Here is a 13,770-nt window from a genome sequence, read left to right on the forward strand (position 1 = left end):
TAACTTCCCTTCAAAAATATTGATTATTTGTCAGAAATAGCAGCAATACCAGGTAATTCCTTACCTTCTAAATATTCAAGTGAAGCGCCGCCACCAGTAGAGATATGCGTGATTTGATCCGCAATACCTAATTGTTGTGCAGCTGCAGCAGAGTCACCACCGCCAATAATTGTTGTTGCGCCTGTTAATGAGCCTAAATCTTTACCAACTTCCAAAGTCCCGTTTGCAAAGTTACTCATTTCAAAAGCACCCATTGGGCCGTTCCATACGACTGTTTTAGCGCCCTTTAATTTTTCTTCAAACAAAGCGATTGATTTAGGACCGATATCTAAGCCCATTTCGCCATCTGGAATATCTTGACCGACAACTTCAAACTTAGCATCATTAGAGAATTCAGCAGCTGCTAAATTATCAATTGGTAAGATCAATTTATCGCCAGCTTTAGCCAATAATTCTTTAGCCAAATCAACTTTGTCTGCTTCAAACAAAGATTTACCAATCTTATGGCCTTGAGCAGCTAAGAATGTATAAGCCATCCCGCCACCGATTAAAATATAATCAGATTTTGGAATTAAGTTATCAATTACACCGATTTTATCGGAAACTTTGGCACCACCTAAGATTGTTACAAAAGGATGTACTGGGTTATCAACGGCATCACCTAAGAATTTGATTTCTTTTTCCATCAAATAGCCGGCAGCAGCTGGTTTACCAGCAGCTTTCATAGCTGTTGCAATACCAACGTTAGAAGCATGTGCACGGTGCGCTGTCCCAAAAGCATCATTGACATAGGCATCGCCTAAGCCAGCCCAGTATTCGCCCAATTTAGGATCATTTTTGCTTTCGCGTTTACCAAAATCGTTATCAATATCTTGGAAACGTGTATTTTCCATCAATAATACTTGACCATCTTCAAGTTTATTAATTGCTGCTTCTAATTCAGCACCTTCATTTGTAGGTACAAATTCAACAGGTTTCTTCAATAATTCAGAAAGCCGTTCAGCGACTGGCCGAAGGGACAATTCTTTTTTATCTTCGTCACTCTTAATCCGACCTAAGTGAGAAAGTAAAATTGCTTTACCACCATTGTCGATAATATATTTGATTGTTGGCAATGCTGCCACAATACGATTATCGTTACCAATAACGCCGCCTTTAATTGGAACATTAAAGTCAACACGAACTAAAACTTTTTTATTTTTAATATCAATATCTTGAACTGTAAGTTTTGCCAAAATTTGACCTCCTAGATGATACTGAGCTTATCATGTCTTTAACAAAAAAAGCGGAAGGAGTAACCTCCCTCCGCCTCAAATTTGAACAGTTAATGCTATTAAAATTTTACTCGATCAATTAAGAATTAAAGAGTAGCAAATTTCAATAAAGTACGAACCATTTGGCAAGTGAAACCATATTCGTTATCATACCAAGCAACAGTCTTAACTAATTGGTTGTCACCAGCAGTTGTAACTTCTGTTTGTGTAGGATCAAATACAGAACCGTAAGTTGTGCCAATAATGTCAGAAGATACGATTTCATCACCATTGTAGCCGAAGCTTTCGTTGTTTTCAGTGTGTTTCTTCATTACATCGTTGACTTGGTCAGCAGTAACTTTAGTCTTCAAGATAGAAACTAATTCAGTTAATGAACCATCAACAACAGCAACACGTTGTGCATGACCTTGTAATTTACCAACTAATGAAGGAATTACAAGACCGATAGCCTTAGCAGCACCAGTGCTATGTGGAATAGTGTTAACAGCAGCAGAACGAGCGGCACGTAAGTTACCTTTACGAACTGGGCCATCTAATAACATTTGTGTAGAAGTATAAGCATGGACAGTTGTCATAGTACCAACTTCGATACCAAATTCTTCATCTAAAACAGAAGCCATTGGTGCCAAGCAGTTAGTTGTGCAAGAACCAGCAGATACGATACGGTCATCAGCAGTTAAAATGTCATCATTTACACTGTAAACAACAGTCTTCAAGTCTTTACCAGCAGGTGCAGAAACTAAGACACGTTTTGCCCCAGCGTCCAAATGAGCTTGTGATTTTTCTTTAGATGTGTAAAAACCAGTACATTCAAGGACGAAATCAACGCCATCATTTTTAACCCAAGGAATGTTTTGTGCTTGTGGTTCTGCATATACGTGATAAGTTTTACCATCAACGACGATAGAATCTTCAGTAGCACTTACTTCACCATCAAAAGTACCATGAGTAGAATCATATTTTAACAAATGAGCTAACATTGCAGGACTAGTTAAATCATTAATAGCTACAACTTCGATGTCAGCAGCGCCTTTACCTAATTCGTGGATACGACGGAAAGCCAAACGACCGATACGTCCAAAACCATTAATACCAATTTTTACAGTCATACAAAAATTTCCTCCTTTAGGAAATAAGAATTTTATTTTAAAGGGTTACCCCTTTTAAAATCTTTTGGGCAGCACCTTCATCCGTGATCAACCACGTTTGATGGGGTGCGTTTTTCATATATGCTTGAATCGCATTAGCCTTAGAACGGCCACCAGCAACTGCAAACACATAAGGAATGTGATCAAGATCCCGAATCTGTAAACCAATTCGCGGTATCTTATAAACAACTTCACCGGCTTCGTTAAAGAAATAACCAAAAGCCTCAGCAACTGCACGTTTGTCTTTAATCATCTGAATTTCGCTTGGCGACATATCTCGCCGCTTAGCCATCAGCGTCGCTTCCCCAATACTATGTAACACCGTATTGCAACGACTGATTAAATCTAATACATCTTGTACAGAAGGTTCTTGGAGCAACGTTTTATAAGTTTTTTTGCTAACGTGCTCTGGGACATATAACATACGATGGCTGCCACCTGTGCGTTTTGCCATCGCCGCAGATACGGTATTAGCTTGAATATCCACAGCCTCACCAATACCACCACGTGCAGGGACGAAAATCAACTGACGGCCAACTGCTAACTTCGGTGTCAGCTTTTTGGCAACGTGTGCCATTGTTGTCCCACCCATTACAGCAATGATGTTTTCTTTGTCAGGCAATAGCAGCGACAAAGTTTCATTAACCAAATGGCCCATATCCTTTAATACTCTGGGGTGATCATCACTGTCACCAGCGATAATCAACACGTGATCAATCCCTAGTATATCCATTAACTGTTTTTCTTGTTGATGAACATCTAGAATCTGACTCATAAAGCCTTCTAAACCATTTAAAGCTTCTTGACCGGTATCGGTTAACACCATGCCTGATTTAGAAGAGTTAATCAAACCTTGAGCTTTTAAAAAATCCGTTTCGGTCCGCAATGTCCGTTCGCTCATATCTAGTTTGATTGCTAATACACGTCTGCCAACAGGTTGCATCCAGCCGATATGTTGTAGAATATAATATCTTCGGCGAATAACCTCAAGAAAATCTGGTGCAATGGTCTCTATCCAAGTTAATTCTTCATGCATCATTGCTCCGCCTTCCAGTGGGACGGCAAACGACCATATGTGTCATTTTAAGACCCATACTTTGTAAAAATAAAAGGGAATAAATATATTAATTTTCTCATTCCCTGACAACAACATTAGTATAACAGTCCCTTTCTGCTTTTGCAAGCTCTACGACCAGAAAACATATAAAAGTTCCTTATCCCTTGATGCTTAAGGGTTTAATACGCTTACATACACCCATACCATCTTATAATAACCCCCTTTTTCTTTGAAAGATTTCATGACACTTTTCAACTCAGAAAAGCGGTCAGAAATCACGCCATTATGGTATTTTAGGTTGTTCATTTTCAGTTGTAGCGGGTCGCTTATTGTCCAAATATAGACTTTTTTGTGATTTTTCAAAATTTTATTTGCGGTCTTTAAATCGTAACTATTACCCTCAATCGAATAAAAATCAGCAGCAAGTTTAGGCATGCCCCAATATGTGAATGGTACAATATAGCCTACCGATTGTGCCGGTGCTTGTTGTTTGACAGCCTGAACTATTTTAGGATCACTGCTATGAATTAACGCACCATTAGCTTTTAACTGGTCTTGATAGCGATTCAAAAACGCCTGAACAAATTTATTTTTATTTTGTGTTGGTACTGTTTTTAGTTCCACTAATAATTTTTGATGCTGCTGCTGGGCCGTCGTTAAATAAGCATCAAAACTGCTTAAACGGGCTTGATAGCCATTTGTTCTGGCTTGTAGTCGCCTCAGTTGTGCCAGCGTATAATCTTCCACCGCCCCTTTTTGCCCTGTCAATCGCTGTAACTTATGATCATGGATCACAATAAACTTTTGATCTTTTGTGTAACGCACATCCATTTCAACATAATCTGGATGCGCTTTAGCTGTCCGTTTTAAAGTACTGATGCTATTTTCAACCCCATTTGTACCATTCAATCCCTTATGTGCCAGCCACGCATTAGATTTAGCCGACACTGTACTTTGAGGCAGCCATAACAACAAAGCCAGCATTAACACACTACATTGGCTTAAAAATCGAATATCAGGCTGCTTTTTTGCCACAATATATATTTTTTTGCCCAATAACTTTTGCCACCACCAGAGTCCTAAGGTCCAGCGAACGGCCCGCATAATGATCAAACTTAGCCATAATCCTTTAGCACCCAACAGGCCTATAAAAGCGACACCGGCCGCAATAATGATATAAATAAATGCTAATTTTAGGGTAACCCACGCCATTTTAACTGGAAATTGATGAATCCGCCGTTGCAAACCCATGCGATGCATCACAAGCCAGTAAATACCGATATACATCAAAATAAGACCACTGATAACTGGCTTGATAGTCCCTGAGCCTCGAATAAAATACAGATAAGCTTCGGTGAATCGAAAAGTCGCAAAATAATCTTGCATCACTAAAAAACTCGACAATGGCAAACAAATTAGCCACAGACCTAATAACTGAATGACATTTCTTAAGATTAATTTGTTTTTCATTTCTATCCAGAATATTTTTAAGCTTCTTGTATTAAAATTATGGGTCGAAAAAAACGGTAGGCCTATCAATAATAAGCCTAACTGGCAGATAAGCAGGCCTATAAAACAGAGTGTGACACTATAGAATAAAATGGCTCCTCCAAGATGCTGCTGAAAAAGATACCACGGTCGAACTAAGTCTGAAATTGCGAATTGGTAATATGTAATAATCATTAAACTGATACTTTTGTATAATTTTTGAAGTATTATGTTAAAAAGAAAATTAATTGCTAAATCATAGCAAATTACCGACCAATTCACGTTTTGTCGCCTTTTTAAAGTTTTTATATCTGTAGCCATTTAAATTACCCCAAATTTAATGTTGAAAAATTTATATTTTAATGCTATCATTTTAAAAGTAATGCGCCGTTAGTGTAATGGATCGCACGTAGGATTCCGGTTCCTGAAATGGGGGTTCGACTCCCCCATGGCGCATAAGTAGTATACATTGATTATCAATAGCTATCAAATCATTGATAGCTCGGCTAATCATTAGTTAGGCGTCACAGTGAGTCACGACGATATTAAGTGTCTGACTGGACCCGGTACATAATTTTAGATTATAGACTCCCATATATAGGGGGTCTATTTTTTTGTAAGACAATCGTTACGTTGATTGCAAAATTTGGGGAATTACGCTTCCAGTGCTTCAAGGGACCGTATTAATGTGTGAATCAACTCATCTTTTATCTATTTTAAAATTTCAACGTTAACCGGTCGCCCATTAAAAATACGTTAAGGCCTTTAAGCAGTTGCTTTTGGCTTTAACGTATTTAACAAAAAAATATTTTTCCTACCTATATATTAGTTTGCTTGCTCATTATTTCTCAATTTTTTGGGAAATATGAAAAAGACAAGCATCCCTGTAACTATAACCAAGCTGTGAATGGTGCTGCCGATACTATATCCAAGATCATAAGCATCGCCGCTAATATTCAATGAAGCGGTAACTAAAACCACAACAATAGCCGCAAGCATTATTAATCCCTTTTTCAGTATTTGTCTTGATGGGGCCTCGGTTAAAACGATGTAGCGTAGTACAAAAAAGATAACAATATCAATTAATAACAGGCCAGTAACCACATTACTGAGATGGATCAACCCTTCAATCTGCATAAAACGCCCTAATAACGCCGTTATAGCCCAAACAAACCAAAGTATAATATCACCTATATAGCTCACTTCTAAAATTTTTACAGCGTTTCTACTAAACTTGCCCTGTGTTTCTAAGTGTTGCATCATGTCATCATCCTCTCGTAAAAGGACGTCTAATGAAACTTTGTAAAGATCACTTAAAGCCACAAGCTTCTGAATATCCGGATAACTGCGTTCATTTTCCCAGCTTGAAATTGTTTGCCGAGAAAGGTTTAATTCACGCGCTACCATTTCTTGGGTCATCCCCTTTTTACTTCTTTCTTGCTTTAAGCGTATACCAAATTTCATTCAAATCTTCCTTTCACGATTAACATAGCTCAAATAGTCCCCTCTGCCTAGCAAAGTATCTAAGCTTTGCGTAAAAACGGCCCTGCCAAGTAGCTTAGCATCTAAAGATTTGCAAAAAAAGAAGTTGTCCCAAGTATTTATCCACTTGTGGACAACTTCTAATTTATTAGACGTTCAGAACTTTATTTAAGAAATCTTGTAACCGTTCATTTTTTGGATGTTCAAAAACTTCTTCAGGCGTGCCTCTTTCCAGAATTTTACCTTGATCTACGAAAATAACCCGATCAGCAACTTCTTTAGCGAAGCCCATTTCATGGGTTACCACAACCATGGTCATCCCCTCTTTGGCCAAATCCTTCATAACTTCCAAAACATCCCCAACCATTTCTGGATCTAAAGCACTGGTTGGTTCATCAAACAACATAATATCTGGCTTCATTGCTAACGCTCTAGCAATGGCTACCCGCTGTTTTTGACCCCCGGATAAGGACTGAACTTTTGCATCAAACTTATCTTCTAAACCAACAGAAGCCAACAGCTTTTTAGCCTGTGCCTCAGCACCAGCCTTATTAAACCCCTTTAACTCCATCGGTGCTAATGTAATGTTATCTGCAACAGATAGATTATTGAATAAGTTAAAATGTTGGAACACCATGCCGATATCTTGACGTACCCGGTTAATATCTGCTTTAGGATCGCCAATATCCACATTATCCACAATAATTTGTCCAGAAGTAGGTTCTTCTAAGCGGTTTAAGCAACGTAATAAAGTACTTTTCCCAGATCCAGATGGGCCGATGATTACAACCACTTCATTTGCACCAATATTTAAATCAATGCCTTTTAAAACATGATTTTCACCGTAGCTCTTCTTTAAATCTGTTACTTTTATTTTTAAATCACTCATGCATTCATTCTCCTTTGAACCCAATTAGATAACCAAGTCAATAAGGTGATTAACACTAAATAGGTTAGTGCAATAATTGTCCAAACTTTAAAGCCTTCTAAGTTACGGGCAATAATGATTTTCCCTGTTTGTGTTAATTCTAATAGACCAATCACTGAAAGAATAGACGTATCTTTTAAAGTAATGATAAATTGGTTAATGAAGGATGGTACCATAATTCGAATCCCTTGCGGTAAAATAACTTTACGCATAGATTTACCATACGGCAGGCCTAAGCTTCGTGCTGCTTCCATTTGCCCGTTGTCTACGGCTTCAATCCCACCTTTGACAAAGGCTGCTGTGTACGCCCCTTCATTTAAGGTTAATGTGATAATCCCAGCGACAAAGGCCGGAATTTTGTTACCTGTTAAACTTGGCACCCCGGTGTAAATAAACAAGGCCAATACTAGTAATGGCATCCCCCGGAAAATATAGATTAACGTGCTGGAGAGCCCTTTACTGAACTTGTTAGGTGCAACACCTAACAAACCAACAATAATCCCAAAAATAGTCGCGAATATAATCGATACTAAGGTTAACCAAATTGTTTCTTTAAAGCCATCCCATAGGGCACTACCGTTTTGTTTAATTAAACCGATAAATGTCCGTGATTCTGTTTTTTTGGTGTTTGTGGCACCTAAGTATTTTTCAGTAATTTTTTTATATTGACCATTTGCTCTTAAGTTGGTCAATCCTGTATTAAACGCTGCTAATAATTCTTTATTTTGCCCTTTTTTAACAGCAAACCCATAATCGCCTTTTTCGGCAGGTTCAGTCACAATCTTTAATTTTGTGCCTTGTTTGATCCCGTACTGCATAACCGGTGAATCTTCAAAACAAGCCACTGAATTTCCGGTTGTCACATCTTGATACATATTATTAGAATCATCGAACGTTACAACTTTAAAACCATACTTTGCTTTGATGCTATTTGCATAATCTGCCCCAGCTGTCCCGGTCTTTACAGCAACTCTTTGACCCTTTAATTGACTGAGTTTTGTTATTTTACTATTTTGTGCAACAGCCATTACAACCCCAGATTGAAAATATGATTTAGAAAAATCAAATTTCGCTTTTCGTTCATCTGTAATGGACATTCCGGCAATTACGCCGTCAATTTGACCGGAGTCTAACGCTTGGACCGCAGCATTAAAGCCTAAAGGTTTAATCTGCACTTTAAAGCCTTGATCCTTGGCAATTGCCCGAATCAAATCCATATCAATACCTACGTACTCGTTTTGATCATTGGCAAACTCAAACGGCGGAAAAGTAACATCCGTCCCAATTGTGTAGGTTTTTTCAGCTGCTTGAGCTGTTTCAGCTGGTTTAATAAACCCAATAAAACCAATTAAACACACAACAAGTCCAAGTGATTTCAATAGCCACTTCTTCATAACTTACCTCCTAAAATCTGACCATGTCATAAAACATGACAAATGCACTTACCTATCATAGCAAAAATTATTTAAAATGTATAGATTTTATTTTTAGACCATTTCTAAGACTTACGACCGATTATTAGAAATAATCGCTATTTTTTTGCAAAAATAAGCGAATATCATTTGACCTGATGCCATTATTATGGTAAATTTAGCACTGTACTAGTGAGAGTGCTAAAATTTGAATTTAGGAGGTTCGTTTATGCTTGTACCTACAGTTATTGAACAATCCGCAAGAGGCGAACGCGCTTATGATATTTACTCACGTCTGCTTAAAGACCGCATCATTATGCTTTCAGGTGAAGTAAATGATCAAATGGCAAATTCTATCATTGCACAATTGCTCTTCTTAGATGCCCAAGATTCTGAAAAAGATATCTATATTTATATTAATTCTCCTGGTGGTGTGATCACTTCTGGTTTGGCTATTTTGGATACAATGAATTTTGTCAAAGCAGATGTTCAAACAATCGCTATGGGCATGGCAGCTTCAATGGCTAGTGTTTTATTAGCCGGCGGTACGAAGGGCAAACGTTTTGCATTACCGCATTCAACTGTTTTGATTCACCAGCCTTCTGGTGGTGCTCAAGGTCAACAGACTGAAATTGAAATTGCAGCCCAAGAAATCTTGAAAACTAGAAAATTGATGAATCAAATTTTAGCAGATGCCACGGGCCAATCTTTTGAAACAATTCAAAAAGATACCGAACGTGATAACTACTTGAATGCTGAAGAAGCTAAAGCTTACGGCTTAATTGACCATATTATGACCAACAAACCTACAGCTAGCTAATTAACGCTTGATAATATTTAAAGGACCAAGTTGAAAATTCGACTTGGTCCTTTTTGTGTGTTTATTCCTTTTTAGTAGCTGCAGTAGCTGCTTTTAGATGTTCTTGCAGCTCTTCAACTTCAGCCTTGATTTTTTGATACTGTTCAAATTCTAAACCAATTTGATCAATACAAGAGCCCACATGTTCATAAACTTCTGTACGCTGTGCTTTAGCTTTATCCGTTAAAATTACTTCCAAGCGCCGTTCATCCATTTTTGAACGTTTCCGAATAATCCAGCCTTCTCTTTCAAGCCGCTTTAATAGTGGCGTTAATGTCCCACTATCCAAGCCAACACAAAGGCCTAGCTCCTTAACAGACAATTGGCCTTGTTCCCACAACACTAACATAACGATATATTGGGAATAAGTTAAATGAAATGGTTCTAATGCTTTACTATAAAAATGATTAAATACTTTGTGTGTCTGATAAATTGAAAAACATAGCTGTTGATCCAATAAGATTGGTTCCATAATTAATTTACCTCATTTCTTAAAATCAAACGGTTTCCTTCCGTTTTTGCTCAGCCAATTGCGTCAGTTTACGTAAACGATGATTAATACCAGATTTTGAAATCGGCCCACTTGGCACAATTTCTGCAAGTTCTTTCAGAGACATTTCAGGATTTTCAAAGCGTAATTGCGCAATTTCTTGAAGCTTCGGCGGTAAATTTTCAAAACCGACGTAATGTCGTAAATATTCGATATTCTCCAGTTGCCGAGTTGCGGCATCAATTGTTTTATTCAAATTTGCCGTTTCACAATTAACTAGGCGATTCACCGAGTTACGCATATCCCGGACAATACGAACATCTTCAAAGGAAAGCATGGCTTTTGTCGCACCGACAACTTGTAAAAAATCTGATATTTTCTCAGCTTCTTTAATATAAGCTACATAGCCATTACGCCGAACAGTTGATTTGGCATGCAGTCCAAAATGATTAAGCATCTCGACAACTTGGTCGTTATGGTTTTCATGAAGCGAATAAATTTCTAAATGATAGCGGCTTTTTTCAGGGCTATTCACGGAACCACCGGCCAAAAATGCTCCTCGTAAATACGACCGCATCCGTTGTTCAGAGGTCATTATTTTTTCTGGGACAGCCGTTTGAATCAGCCAACTTTGCCCGTCAATAATTTCAAGATCCTTCAAAACACGCTCACTATGCTGCAATAGACGCACTAAATATAAATTATTCTTTTTCAGCTTCATCTTTCGTTGTACAGAAAGACTGGCTTCAATTTTATAGAGCTGTCGAATTAAGGAATAGATCCGTCGGGCAATTGCTGGATTTTCAGTTTGAACCACTAATAAAAACCGGTGATCCACTAAATCTAAAGAGCCATTCATGCGAATTAACGCAGCTAGTTCTGCTCGAGCATGCTCTGGATGAACCTCTAGGCTGGTCAATTCTTTCTTTACTTGACTGGCATATGACGCCATTATAACACCTCAATTCCGTACACCGTGTTGTAATGCTAAATTAATAATTTCTGCGGCTACTTTTTCACCGTTATGAAAGACGCCATGATCGTGTAGATTTAAAAAATCGTCTGATATAACGCGGCAGCCTAAATTCTGTAAGCCTTTAAAATCATGTTTTACTTGTACTAAATACTCATCATATTTCTGATGATCCAAATAATCCTCTGGTACTTTTTGCGTGTTCACTAAAACAGTGTTGACAAAGTTCTTGCCTAAATGCTGATTTAATACCCTTACGTGGTCCGCATCGGTAAAATGTTCCGTTTCACCTAATTGGGTCATGATATTGCAATTATAAATTACCTCTGCCTTAGTTTGCCGCACCGCTTCACCTAGATCACTGATCATTAAATTCGGTAAAATACTCGTAAATAATGAGCCCGGTCCCAAAACAACCACATCGGCACCTAAAATTGCTGCAATAACTGGTGCCACCGCCTCTGGTGTTTTAGTTTGATCGTTCGTATCCGTGATCCAAACCCGCTTAATTTGATTTGCGGCATGTGTGATTTCAGTTTCACCAGCTAAAGTTGTCCCGTCCATAAACTCCGCATTAAGCGTTAACGGCGCATTGGAGGCTGGATAAACATTGCCATCCACTTGCATCATTTTAGCCAATTTTTGAACCGCATCAAATATATCGTTATTTTCCATTTCTGATAAAGCAGCAATGATCAAATTACCGATTGCATGCCCTGCAAAAAAAGAATCTTGACTATTGAAACGGTATTGGAAAACGTTTAAAAAGTCCGCCGGTAAATCTGATAGTGACACTAAAACATTTCGAATATCACCAGGCGGTACGACGTTAATATAATTTCGGATAGCACCAGAGGATCCACCATCATCAGCCACCGTTACAATTGCAGTAATCGCTGCATTTTTGTCCCGTAGGCTATTTAAAATAACAGGTAGTCCTGTCCCGCCGCCAATGACGACAATTTTAGGACGTCTGCCTTTAATGACTCGAATCGTCTTATTTTCAGACTTCATGAGCGATTCACCGTTTCTTTGCGTTTATTCATATCTCGGTGGGTTTCATCTACGGGGTAATCCTTAGCCAGATCTTTCGCTAATCGGTCGGCAATCGCTACAGATCGATGTTGGCCACCAGTGCAGCCAATAGCAATCGTCATGCTTGTCTTACCTTCCTTTTCATAGCCTGGCATTATGAGTTGCAGCATTTCTAAAAATTGTGCATAAAAAGTTTCTGTTGTCGGCCGATCCATTACATAGTCATAAACAGCTTTGTCCAAACCTGTTTTGTCTCGATAGGCCGGCACATAGTAAGGATTGGGCAAAAAGCGCACGTCCATTACAATATCAGCGTCAATCGGCAGCCCATACTTAAAGCCAAATGACATAACTTCTACGTGAAATACTGGATTATTATCAGCTTGAAAATGTGCAAAAATTTCTTCTCGCAATTGTCTTGGTGATAAATTAGATGTATCAATCACCAGCTGTGCTCGAGATTTCATTTCAGATAATAGTTGTCTTTCTTTAGTAATACCGTCCATCAAGCGGCCGTCCATTGCTAAAGGATGTGAACGTCTTGTTTCTTTGTAACGAGAAACCAGCTCTTCATTAGAAGCGTCCAAAAATAAGATCCGTGTCGTGGCAAAATTTGAGTTGTCTAGACTAGACAGCATATTGATAATTTCATCGTAAAAAGCCCGAGCTCGTAGATCAACAACTAACGCAATTTTTTTGATTTTTCCAGATTCTTTTAAAAGTTCCCAGAATTTCGGCAGTAAGCTTGGTGGCATATTGTCGACACAAAAATAGCCTAAATCCTCAAAACTCTGAACAGCAACAGTTTTCCCTGCCCCACTCATCCCAGTGATAATCACAACATTTAATAAATCTGGCTGACTCATTATTGGTCCTCCGTTCAATTGAATTGTCCACACTTTAATTGATACTCAGCTAATTATAACATACCTGGTGTGTCATTTAAATAATTTACAATCGGTACTTTGAAATTCACTTAAATTAAGCGATTACAAAGATTATTCCAAAAAAGCCTACAAAAAAGCTGGGCCCAAATTTAACCTTTGACCCAGCCCCCTTATTAAATTAAAATCTTCTAGCAAAAGCGACGATAACGTTATTGATACCAATAATTAAAAAGAACCAGCTAATCAAAAATGTTACTGTAAATGCCGCATAAAATGGTCGAATAAGCATCATTATCCCTAAAATCAAACCTAGCGCATCAAAGATTATTGATAATACGAACCAGATTGTTCCGAAATTTTTCAAATGATTACTTGTCAAAATTCCAGCAATAGAATCTACAATAAACCAAATGGCAAATAGATAAGCAATGGCCAGACTACCGATGGCATTATCAAACAAAAAGACGAGGCCGATTAAAATATCCACAATTCCGGCCACAACCATTGTCCAACTGATCGGCATAATCCGACGAAACTTACTATAACTGCTTAAACTAACGATCCCTCTAATAATTGCTAGTAACGCTGCTAGGACTACTAAACTGCCTAAAGCGACGGATGGTCTTCTAAAAAAGTAGATGGCTAATAAAATGAACAAGATCCCACTGGCAAATTCGCTCCAATCAAAGCCCCGTTCATATTTTCGATTGTTAAACATCATAGACAATATGTCCCCT

13 protein-coding genes and 1 tRNA gene are annotated in these 13,770 nt (G+C 38.2%); 2 read left to right on the forward strand and 12 right to left on the reverse strand.

Translation table 11 applies throughout. The features are described from left to right. Positions 1-23 precede the first annotated feature (23 nt). From EKM93_RS00520 to EKM93_RS00535, 4 genes are all read right to left on the reverse strand, one after another. Positions 24-1,235 carry a phosphoglycerate kinase gene (locus EKM93_RS00520; RefSeq protein ID WP_125711966.1) on the reverse strand — a complete coding sequence of 404 codons (1,212 nt, stop codon included), beginning with the start codon at positions 1,233-1,235 and terminating at the stop codon, positions 24-26. Positions 1,236-1,360: 125 nt separating this feature from the next. Further along, positions 1,361-2,383, reverse strand: a complete 1,023-nt coding sequence (gene gap, locus EKM93_RS00525) for a type I glyceraldehyde-3-phosphate dehydrogenase (protein WP_125711968.1) — start codon at positions 2,381-2,383, stop codon at positions 1,361-1,363. 37 nt (positions 2,384-2,420) lie between these two features. Then, the gene (locus EKM93_RS00530; RefSeq protein WP_125712332.1) at positions 2,421-3,458 is read right to left on the reverse strand and encodes a sugar-binding transcriptional regulator; all 1,038 of its coding nucleotides are present in this window, start codon (positions 3,456-3,458) and stop codon (positions 2,421-2,423) included. 192 nt (positions 3,459-3,650) lie between these two features. Beyond that, positions 3,651-4,865 carry a glycerophosphodiester phosphodiesterase family protein gene (locus EKM93_RS00535; RefSeq protein WP_225423598.1) on the reverse strand — a complete coding sequence of 405 codons (1,215 nt, stop codon included), beginning with the start codon at positions 4,863-4,865 and terminating at the stop codon, positions 3,651-3,653. A 486-nt stretch (positions 4,866-5,351) separates the two neighbouring features. Here EKM93_RS00535 and EKM93_RS00540 point away from each other — a divergent pair. Continuing rightward, a tRNA-Arg gene (locus tag EKM93_RS00540) sits at positions 5,352-5,423 on the forward strand. A gap of 369 nt (positions 5,424-5,792) precedes the next feature. On the opposite strand, the gene EKM93_RS00545 is transcribed toward EKM93_RS00540, so the two are convergent. The 3 genes from EKM93_RS00545 to EKM93_RS00555 form a co-directional block, all read right to left on the reverse strand. Further along, complete coding sequence (locus EKM93_RS00545) at positions 5,793-6,431, reverse strand: helix-turn-helix domain-containing protein (protein ID WP_125711972.1); 639 nt, start codon at positions 6,429-6,431, stop codon at positions 5,793-5,795. Positions 6,432-6,597: 166 nt separating this feature from the next. After that, entirely contained in the window at positions 6,598-7,338 is a 741-nt protein-coding gene (locus EKM93_RS00550; RefSeq protein ID WP_125711974.1) for an amino acid ABC transporter ATP-binding protein, read from the reverse strand. Next, on the reverse strand, positions 7,335-8,771 hold the full coding sequence (locus EKM93_RS00555) for an amino acid ABC transporter substrate-binding protein/permease (protein WP_125711976.1): 1,437 nt from the start codon (positions 8,769-8,771) through the stop codon (positions 7,335-7,337). The genes EKM93_RS00550 and EKM93_RS00555 overlap by 4 nt, the downstream gene beginning before the upstream one ends. A 247-nt stretch (positions 8,772-9,018) precedes the next feature. Here EKM93_RS00555 and clpP point away from each other — a divergent pair, with 247 nt between their 5' ends. Then, entirely contained in the window at positions 9,019-9,609 is a 591-nt protein-coding gene (gene clpP / locus EKM93_RS00560) for an ATP-dependent Clp endopeptidase proteolytic subunit ClpP (protein ID WP_125711978.1), read from the forward strand. A gap of 61 nt (positions 9,610-9,670) precedes the next feature. On the opposite strand, the gene EKM93_RS00565 is transcribed toward clpP, so the two are convergent. The 5 genes from EKM93_RS00565 to EKM93_RS00585 all read right to left on the reverse strand — a co-directional run bounded on the left by EKM93_RS00565 (position 9,671) and on the right by EKM93_RS00585 (position 13,754). Beyond that, the gene (locus EKM93_RS00565) at positions 9,671-10,123 is read right to left on the reverse strand and encodes a MarR family winged helix-turn-helix transcriptional regulator (protein ID WP_125711980.1); all 453 of its coding nucleotides are present in this window, start codon (positions 10,121-10,123) and stop codon (positions 9,671-9,673) included. Between the two features lie 22 nt (positions 10,124-10,145). Continuing rightward, positions 10,146-11,090 (reverse strand): DNA-binding protein WhiA, encoded by a 945-nt coding sequence (whiA, locus tag EKM93_RS00570; RefSeq protein WP_125711982.1) that lies wholly within the window; start codon positions 11,088-11,090, stop codon positions 10,146-10,148. Between the two features lie 9 nt (positions 11,091-11,099). Next, the gene (locus EKM93_RS00575; RefSeq protein ID WP_125711984.1) at positions 11,100-12,125 is read right to left on the reverse strand and encodes a gluconeogenesis factor YvcK family protein; all 1,026 of its coding nucleotides are present in this window, start codon (positions 12,123-12,125) and stop codon (positions 11,100-11,102) included. Next, positions 12,122-13,012 carry an RNase adapter RapZ gene (gene rapZ, locus EKM93_RS00580; protein WP_125711986.1) on the reverse strand — a complete coding sequence of 297 codons (891 nt, stop codon included), beginning with the start codon at positions 13,010-13,012 and terminating at the stop codon, positions 12,122-12,124. Before rapZ ends, EKM93_RS00575 begins: the two co-directional genes overlap by 4 nt. 199 nt (positions 13,013-13,211) lie before the next feature. Then, positions 13,212-13,754, reverse strand: a complete 543-nt coding sequence (locus tag EKM93_RS00585; protein WP_125711988.1) for an HdeD family acid-resistance protein — start codon at positions 13,752-13,754, stop codon at positions 13,212-13,214. Between the last annotated feature and the right edge of the window lie 16 nt (positions 13,755-13,770).

It is taken from the genome of Agrilactobacillus yilanensis (assembly GCF_003946725.1).
In the GTDB taxonomy this organism is placed as follows: Bacteria; Bacillota; Bacilli; order Lactobacillales; family Lactobacillaceae; genus Agrilactobacillus; species Agrilactobacillus yilanensis.

Coding starts and splice junctions, on each gene's coding strand:
- gap (WP_125711968.1), bottom strand. CDS start 2,383: ATGACTGTAAAAATTGGTATTAATGGTTTTGGACGTATCGGTCGTTTG.
- EKM93_RS00530 (WP_125712332.1), bottom strand. CDS start 3,458: ATGCATGAAGAATTAACTTGGATAGAGACCATTGCACCAGATTTTCTT.
- EKM93_RS00535 (WP_225423598.1), bottom strand. CDS start 4,865: ATGCAAGATTATTTTGCGACTTTTCGATTCACCGAAGCTTATCTGTAT.
- EKM93_RS00545 (WP_125711972.1), bottom strand. CDS start 6,431: ATGAAATTTGGTATACGCTTAAAGCAAGAAAGAAGTAAAAAGGGGATG.
- EKM93_RS00550 (WP_125711974.1), bottom strand. CDS start 7,338: ATGAGTGATTTAAAAATAAAAGTAACAGATTTAAAGAAGAGCTACGGT.
- EKM93_RS00555 (WP_125711976.1), bottom strand. CDS start 8,771: ATGAAGAAGTGGCTATTGAAATCACTTGGACTTGTTGTGTGTTTAATT.
- clpP (WP_125711978.1), top strand. CDS start 9,019: ATGCTTGTACCTACAGTTATTGAACAATCCGCAAGAGGCGAACGCGCT.
- whiA (WP_125711982.1), bottom strand. CDS start 11,090: ATGGCGTCATATGCCAGTCAAGTAAAGAAAGAATTGACCAGCCTAGAG.
- EKM93_RS00575 (WP_125711984.1), bottom strand. CDS start 12,125: ATGAAGTCTGAAAATAAGACGATTCGAGTCATTAAAGGCAGACGTCCT.
- rapZ (WP_125711986.1), bottom strand. CDS start 13,012: ATGAGTCAGCCAGATTTATTAAATGTTGTGATTATCACTGGGATGAGT.
- EKM93_RS00585 (WP_125711988.1), bottom strand. CDS start 13,754: ATGATGTTTAACAATCGAAAATATGAACGGGGCTTTGATTGGAGCGAA.